General features: G+C 73.0%; 2 protein-coding genes. Both read left to right on the forward strand.

What is annotated here, in order from left to right; genetic code table 11:
• Nucleotides 1-1,055: 1,055 nt before the first annotated feature.
• Complete coding sequence (locus I6A81_RS39595; protein ID WP_203010476.1) at nt 1,056-3,944, forward strand: vWA domain-containing protein; 2,889 nt, start codon at nt 1,056-1,058, stop codon at nt 3,942-3,944.
• A 146-nt stretch (nt 3,945-4,090) separates the two neighbouring features.
• Nucleotides 4,091-7,252: a tubulin-like doman-containing protein gene (locus I6A81_RS39600; protein ID WP_203008067.1), complete on the forward strand. Its 3,162-nt coding sequence runs from the start codon at nt 4,091-4,093 to the stop codon at nt 7,250-7,252.
• Nucleotides 7,253-7,366: the final 114 nt, after the last annotated feature.

The raw sequence follows: 7,366 nt of genomic DNA on the forward strand, positions 1-7,366 counted from the left end.
ACCTTGACGGCGTCGGCCAGCTGGTTCATGCCGCGCTCCAGGCCGCGCCGCGCCTCCTCATCGAAGGCAATGATCTTCGGCATGGTGTCGGAGTCCTCCCACAGGGATATGGCAGTGTGATGGCCTGGCCACAACGACGCCCGCGACGGACGGCCTATTCACGATCGGTCGCCAGCACCCGCGACGGGCTGGCCCCGGGTGGCGCGAGACGCGACATCGGGTCCCCAAGGTCGCGCGAAGCGCGACATCGGGGGTTCCAGGGGGTCGCCCCCCTGGGCCAGCGTTGCGCGGGAGCCCGGCGAGTTGCCCGAAGGGCAACGAGCAGGAACCTCCCGATCGTGGCCTCGTCGTTTCAGCCTGCTGGCACTCAGCGTACCTGAGTGCCAGGTCCCTGTTTAGCACTCGACCCCGGTGAGTGCAAGCTCGCTCCTTGTATCCGGCGTGCCCGCCGCGTACTCTGCCGCGTCCGCCTGCTCTGGTGCTGGCGGGTTGGCGCCGGCGCTCTCGCCCCGCCTGGACGGCCGGATGCCGGCGGCTCGCCCCAAGGGCTTCTCGCCTCGGCCGGGAGCCCCGCCTCGGCCGGGAGCCCCCATCGGGGCCGGGTGCCGACCATCCCCGCCTGAGTCGCCTTGGCCGCCTTCGCCTGCGTTGCCAGCGTCGCTACCTGCGACTACGCGCCGCGTTGTCTGAAACAGTCCGAAAGGCGGTGCGCGGAGATTACCGGTCACTGGATTTTTGTTGATAGTTAATTGATCTTCCCTCGCTGGAAGGTACCAATGATGTCGGATCAGGGTGTATGTTGCGGACGCGCAACCTAACCACTGACCCGTGTCGACTGGTCGGATTGAGCCGGCCATCCGTCAGTTGTGGGGCGGAGGCGCGGCGCCTGCGGTGCAGGCCCTACCGTCGCGCGAGCCAGGGGGAGGCGGCGAGCGATGCAGCGGCGAGAAAATCGCGCGGCTCTTGTGGTGCCCGAGAGCCGAGGCGACTCGCGGAGGGCCCGTTTCGGCCGGGGTAACCGGTCTCGGCCGAGTGCCTCGCGGCGGCTCGCGGCGGTGGCCGGCGCCATCGCGTTTCTGCTCGGATTCGCGGTCATCCCGGCGGCGGCCCAGTCCACCCCCGTCCCGTCCAATTCGCCGGCCCCGACGGGCTCGCCGGCGCCGCCCGGCGGGGAGGTCGCGACGGTATCGCCCGACGGCCGCGCGCGGGTGCACGCCGTCGTCCTGATCGACGAGTCGAGCAGCGAGACGCCGGCCGACGTCGCCGAGGAGGCCGGGGCCGCGGGCATCATCGCCTCCCACGGCCACCTCGATCCCAGCTCCAAGGTCGCCGTCATCGGGTTCGGCAGCGACGACGGGAAAGCGGGCCAGGACCCGGCCATCGACCGGTGCCCGTTCGCCCCGGTCGGCAGCGCCGACTTCACGACCTGCCAGGACGAGTTCCACGTCCGCACCGTCGACGAGGGCAGCGGGACCGACCACGCGTCCGCCCTCGCCAAGGCGCTCAGCATTCTGGAAAGCAACCACGATCCGAACTACTTCGATGTGATCTTCCTGTTGACCGACGGCGGCGTGCACGTCGAGAACAGCCCGAAGTACGGCCAGAACCTCACCGGCGAGCGCCGCACCGCGGAGGCGAAGCGGCAGGTGCTGGAGGAGATCTCGCCCCAGCTGAAGGACGCGGGAATCCAGGTCTGGCCGCTCGGTTTCGGCGACGAGGTCGACGTCGACTGGATGGGCCGGCTGGAGAAGATCGGCGCGGGAGCGAACCCGGCGTGCGCCGAGGTCCCGGTCGCGGCGCCGTCCTACCGGTACGCCGGGACGTCGGGCGGTGTCGGCGCCTCGGTCACCGAGGCACTCGCGAACGCGACCTGTGGGAAGTTCGACGGCCCGATCACCGAGCAGGGCCAGCCCGGCGACACCAAGTCGCTTTTCGTGGACATCCCGATGACCGCCTCGACCGGCACCATCAACGCGCAGAAGCGCGACAAGAACATCAAGGTGCAGTTCAAGGACCCCGAGGGCAATCTCGTCCAGGGTGATGGTGAGGCCCGTGGGTCGGTGTTCAAGCTGGCCACCTCGGGCACCAGCGAGTCGCTGTGGATCCAGGACCCGCTGCCCGGCCGGTGGGAGGTCATCTTCACCTGGCCGCAGAACTCCACGCCGCAGACCGTCGACGTCACGCTGATCTGGCAGGGCGAGCTCAACACCTCGATCGATCTCGTCCCGGCGGCGCCCAGCCCCGGCGAGCGGGCGACGGTGCGGGTGTCGCTGCTGACGAGCCGCAACGAGCCGATCACCGACCCGACGCTGCTGGAGGGGCTGGCGTTTCGCGCCACCCTCGCTGGTGACGGGTTCCGCGCGGTGCCGGTGACGCTGGTGGACGACGGCACGTCCGGGGACGAGAAGGCGAACGACGGCCGATACGCCGGCCAGGTGACGGTGCCCACCAACGCGACCGGAGAGCTTCGGATCACCGGGTCGGTCCAGGCCGAGGGACTGCGCGGCACCGTGCAGTCGGCGACCTACGGGATTCCCGGGTCGCGTTCCGGCGGCGCCATCCTGTCGTTGCCGCCGGTCGACAGGGAGTACCGGGGCGGCACGATCGACGGCTCGCTCCAGGTGGACAACCCGGGCGCCGCCGACCTGCGGATCCAGCTGGCGCTCGAGGGCGGCGACGGCCTGTCGGTCGACCCGGCCACCCTGTCCGTGCCGGCCGGCCAGAACGGGTTCCGGCAGGATCTGAAGATCTCCATCCCCGCGGACGCGGCTTACGGCGACCGTGACGTGGTGCTGCGGGTCCTGGATGTCTCGTCCGGCGGGCAGGGGAAGGTCCTCGCCGAGAGCCGGCTGATCTTCGAACTCGTCGCGCCGCCGCCGTGGTGGAAGAAGTACTGGTACCTCTTCCCGCTCGCCGTGGCGGTGCTCGCGGCCGCCGCCGCGGCCGTGCTGGTGGCGCGCCGCCGGGCGAGGGCACGGGCCGACGTCCAGGAGCTGACCGCCACCCTGTGGCACGGCGGGCGGGAGGTGGCCCGGCTGCCCGCGCCCTCGTACTGGGCTCCGGCCTTCCGCTTCCAGGTCATGGCCGGGCAGATGGGTGTCACGCTCGCGTTCGCCAACCCGGGCGACGTCGCCTACACGGTCACCCGGGCCAAGCACGCCCAGCTCACGGTCACCTCACCGCGGGGAATCTCCCAGACGGACGACGTCGGCACCCGGATCCCGCTGCCCGAGGGCGTGGAACTGGTGCTGCTGGACGGCCGGGCGCCGGGCGTCGGCCCTCGGGAACCGAGTTCGTTCCCGGGCGGTCAGCCGGGCCATGGGCCGGGCCCGGGCGGCGCGCCCGGCCCGGGCGGGCAGGAGCAGTTCGCCGACATGGGGGCCGGCACCGGCTGGAACGGCGGCGGCCAGGGACCGGCGCCCGACATGGGCGCGGGCACCGGCTGGAGCGGCTCGCCTGGCGCCGGCGCGAGTGCCGGCTGGGGCGGGGCCCCGACCGCCGGGGCGGGCGCGGCGGGCGGCTGGGGTGGCGGCGGCGACGCGGCGACCTCCGCCTCCGCGGCCGGCGGCTGGGGCAGCCCCGACGCGTCCACCTGGAACGGGGGCCAGCGGCCACCCGCCGGCGCGGATCCCGGCGGCGGCTGGGGCGGCCCGGCGGCGGGCGGGACGAACGGCTGGGGCAGCCAGGCCGGCCCGGCGGGCGGCGGCCCGGCCGCCTCCGGCGGCACTGCCGGCGGCGGCTGGGGGCCGGCCGGCGCCACGAACCCCTGGGGCGGCCCGGCGACCGGCGCCCCTGGCGCCGAGGCCGGGTGGGCGACCCCGCCGACCACGCCGACCTCTCCCGGCGACGCGACCACCTGGAGCGCGGACCCGGCGGACCCGACCCGGCACCCGACCGACCAGCCGCCAGCCCCGCCGCCGAGCCGCGGCGACACCATGTGGTGACGTTCCGTCGTATCTAAGGACAAGTACAGACGTGGCCGGACGGGCCGCCCGCTTCTCGGCGGGCGCGCGCCGCCGGCGGGCGAGCGGACCGCGCGGCCGCCCAGGCCGCGCGGGACGCCAGGAAGACGAGGATCGGACTGTCGCCGATGAGCAACACCGCGACCCAGCTGCACATCTACCAGCCCATGATGTTCGTCGGCCTGGGCGGCACCGGCTGCGCGATCGGCACCGAGGTGGAGCGCCGGCTGCGCCAGGCGCTCTGCGGGCCTGACGGCTCCGCCTTCGCGACCAGGATGCAGGCCACCAACTCGACCTACCTGCCGTTCCAGCTGCCTGCCTGTGTCCAGTTCGTCTACGCGGACCTCAACGAGGCGGAGCTCGACCGGATCTACGGCGCCACGGTCCCCGGCGCCGCGCACCACGGGGCGGCGTCGAAGACCGCCCACCTGGTCCGCGACCTGGTCCCGCAGTTCGACACGTACCCGGACGTGGCCGCGAGCCTGCGGCTGGCGGCCGGCGAGTACGTCCGGTCGTGGCTGCCGCCGGAGGACGACGAGCCGCTGGTCAACCCGATCAACCGGGGGGCCGGCCAGCTGCCGACGGTCGGCCGGGCCGCGCTGTTCGAGACCCTGCGCGACGACCTCGCCCCCGCCCAGTACCCGATCACCGCCGCCATCGACGCGCTGGCGAAGGCGAACGGCGAGCTGCGGGAGCTCGGCGGCAAGTCGAGCCGGACCTGCGACGTGTTCGTCGCCTTCTCGGTCGCCGGCGGCACCGGGACCGGCATCTTCTACGACTACCTGCACCTGATCGGGGACGCGTTCGCGCGGGCCAACATCGGGCTGCGGATCTACCCGCTGGTGCTGATGCCCAGCGCCTTCGAGGAGGGCAAGGGAGGCGGCCGTTACGCCCGCCTCAACTCCGGCCGGGCGCTGCTGGACCTGTTCCGCCTCGTCGACGACCAGAACGCCCGCCGCGCCCGCGGCGAGCTCGACCAGACCGACGGGGTCGGCGGCGACATCGACGTCCGCTACCCGGCGCGGTCGCTGCAGCTGCGGCCGGGCACCGTCCAGACCGCGTTCCTGTTCAGCCGGACCGCGGGCATGAAGCGCGACGACATCCACCGCTCGATCGCGTCGCTGGTCCTGTCGCTGGTCTCCGCGGAGCAGACCGACGTCGCCGAGGAGGCGCGGGTCAGGGGCCAGACGTTCCAGTCGTTCGCCGACTCGTTCATCAACGGGGCGAACGACCGCAGCACCCCGGCCGACTCGGGGATCGGCTACCGCGGCGTGTCGACCAGCCTGGTGGCCTCGCTGACGGTGCCCGGCGACGAGCTCGCCGAGCTGGTCGGCAACCGGCTGCTGGCGCGGGCCACCGCGCAGCTGTTCACCCCGCCGCCCGGCGGCGTCGAGTCGAACCGGCCGCTGATCCAGCGGTTCATGTACGAGGCCAACCTGGGCGAGCTGCTCGACCGGCCGCCGTTGCCGGTGCCGCCGCCGCGGCCGACGGACGGGGCCTCGGAGATCCTCCGGTCGCTCAAGAGCTACGCCGACACCATGTACGCGGCGCTGCACTCGCTGGAGATCCAGCTGCGCCAGCGGGCGCCGGAGATGGCGAGCCAGCGGTTCCAGCCGCTGGCCGCGCTGCTCGCGCTGCTGGGCGAGACCGACCTGTTCCGGGTGCGCCGGGTGATGCGTGGCCACAACGAGCTCACCGACCCGATCGACCGGGAGGGCGTCGCCGGGCTGCTGTCCCGTCGCAAGGCACTGCCGCAGGCACGGCCGGGCATCGGGGTGCCGCCGCCGATGCCGCCGGACATCCGCGACCGTCGCGCGGGGATGGCGAAGGTGCGCTGGGCCGACCCGGTGGTGCAGGGGGCGCTCGGCGCGCTCAACGAGTGGTACCAGTGGAACACCTGGCGGCTGTGGCATGAGGCCTGGAGCTCCCAGTCGCGCGGCTGGGAACGCACCATGGGCAACGCGCTGCGCTCCCTCGACGCCATGGTCGGAGCGTTCGAGGCCTTCGCGCTCGGCGAGCAGGACGCGTTCGACCACCAGGTCATCGAACTGACCCGGGAGCGCCAGGGAGTCACCCTGCTGCTGCCGGCGCAGGGGCGCCTGGACATCTTCTACGAGACGGTGGTCCGCCGGTTCATCCAGCGCGGCAACCTGCGTGAGGGGGCCCTGGAGGCCGACGTCGTCCGGATGCTGCTCGCCCCGGAGGACTGGCGGCAGGCGTTTCGGGAAGGCGCCGAGTCCACATACGACCGGGGCGCCGAGCGGGCCGTCAGCTACATCAGGGAGAAGCTCAAGCAGCAGGTCAAGCGGCTCTTCGAGCTGGAGGAGGACGACGACCTGCCGCTGCTGCCGTCGCTGGGCCGGCTGCTCGCCCGGGCGGCCGACCGGCGGATGGAGGACGTCAACCCGGCCGACCTGCGCCAGTTCGAGCAGCAGGTCGCCGCGCTGCTGCCGGCCGGCTTCCAGCCGCAGGGCACCGGCGACCTGAAGATCCTGATCTCCCATCCGGAGACGAAGGCGTCGAGCGAGTCCGTCCAGCGCTACCTGCGCGAGAGCCTGGCCCTGCCGAGTGACCGCAAGCCGCGCTTCGACTTCCAGTCCGGGACGTCCGACTCGATCGCGGTGGTGCTGTTTCGCACCTCGATGGCGGTCAACGAGGTCCAGGAGGTCCGGGAGCTGCTGCGCGAGTGGTCCGACGCGCTCGGCAACGAGCAGCCGGCCGACTACCTGCGCTGGCGCCAGCGGCTCGGCTACGAGTACGGCTGGCTCGCCACCGCCGAGCCACACCGGGTGCTCATCCTGCACCGGCTGATGTGCGCGATGTGGAACGGCCAGGTCGAGGTGACCGACGGCGTGGCCGCGTCGCCGCGGGCGATCAGGGTACGGGCCACGACCGACCCGGGGGCCGCCGTGATGACGCTGCGGCTGCGCCAGCTGGAGCAGACGTCGTCGTGGGGGAGCCTGCTGTCCGCCTACGAGGAATGGACGCTCGCCGACGACAGCCCGATCCGCCGGCAGTTCGCCTCCCAGCTGCGCGCCGTCCGGCCCGACGGCCAGTCCCAGCCTTCGCCGATCTACGCGACCTTCGTCGAGGTGGCGAGCGGTGAGGCGGCCGCGGTCCAGAAGGCCCGCAACCGGCTGCCGGTCAGCAGCCGCGCCTGGGCCGACCAGCTGCTCGGGTTCTGGGAACAGACCTACCCCACCGCCGAAGGCCGCTCGCTCGGGTACGACCGCGACCTGGTCCGCGCCAACCTGCGCGACCTCTACGCGTTCAAGACGGGGCAGGAGTGAGCACCCCGGCGGGGGGGGGGGGGGGGGGGGGGCCCCCCGCGCCGGGTGACAGCCGGCGTCGAGCGCCGTATGCCGGCGTTCACCGGTCACATCGATGGTGGACGACATGCCTGG

Origin of the sequence: Frankia nepalensis (genome assembly GCF_016786325.1) — a bacterium.
Taxonomy (GTDB): domain Bacteria; phylum Actinomycetota; class Actinomycetes; order Frankiales; family Frankiaceae; genus Pseudofrankia; species Pseudofrankia nepalensis.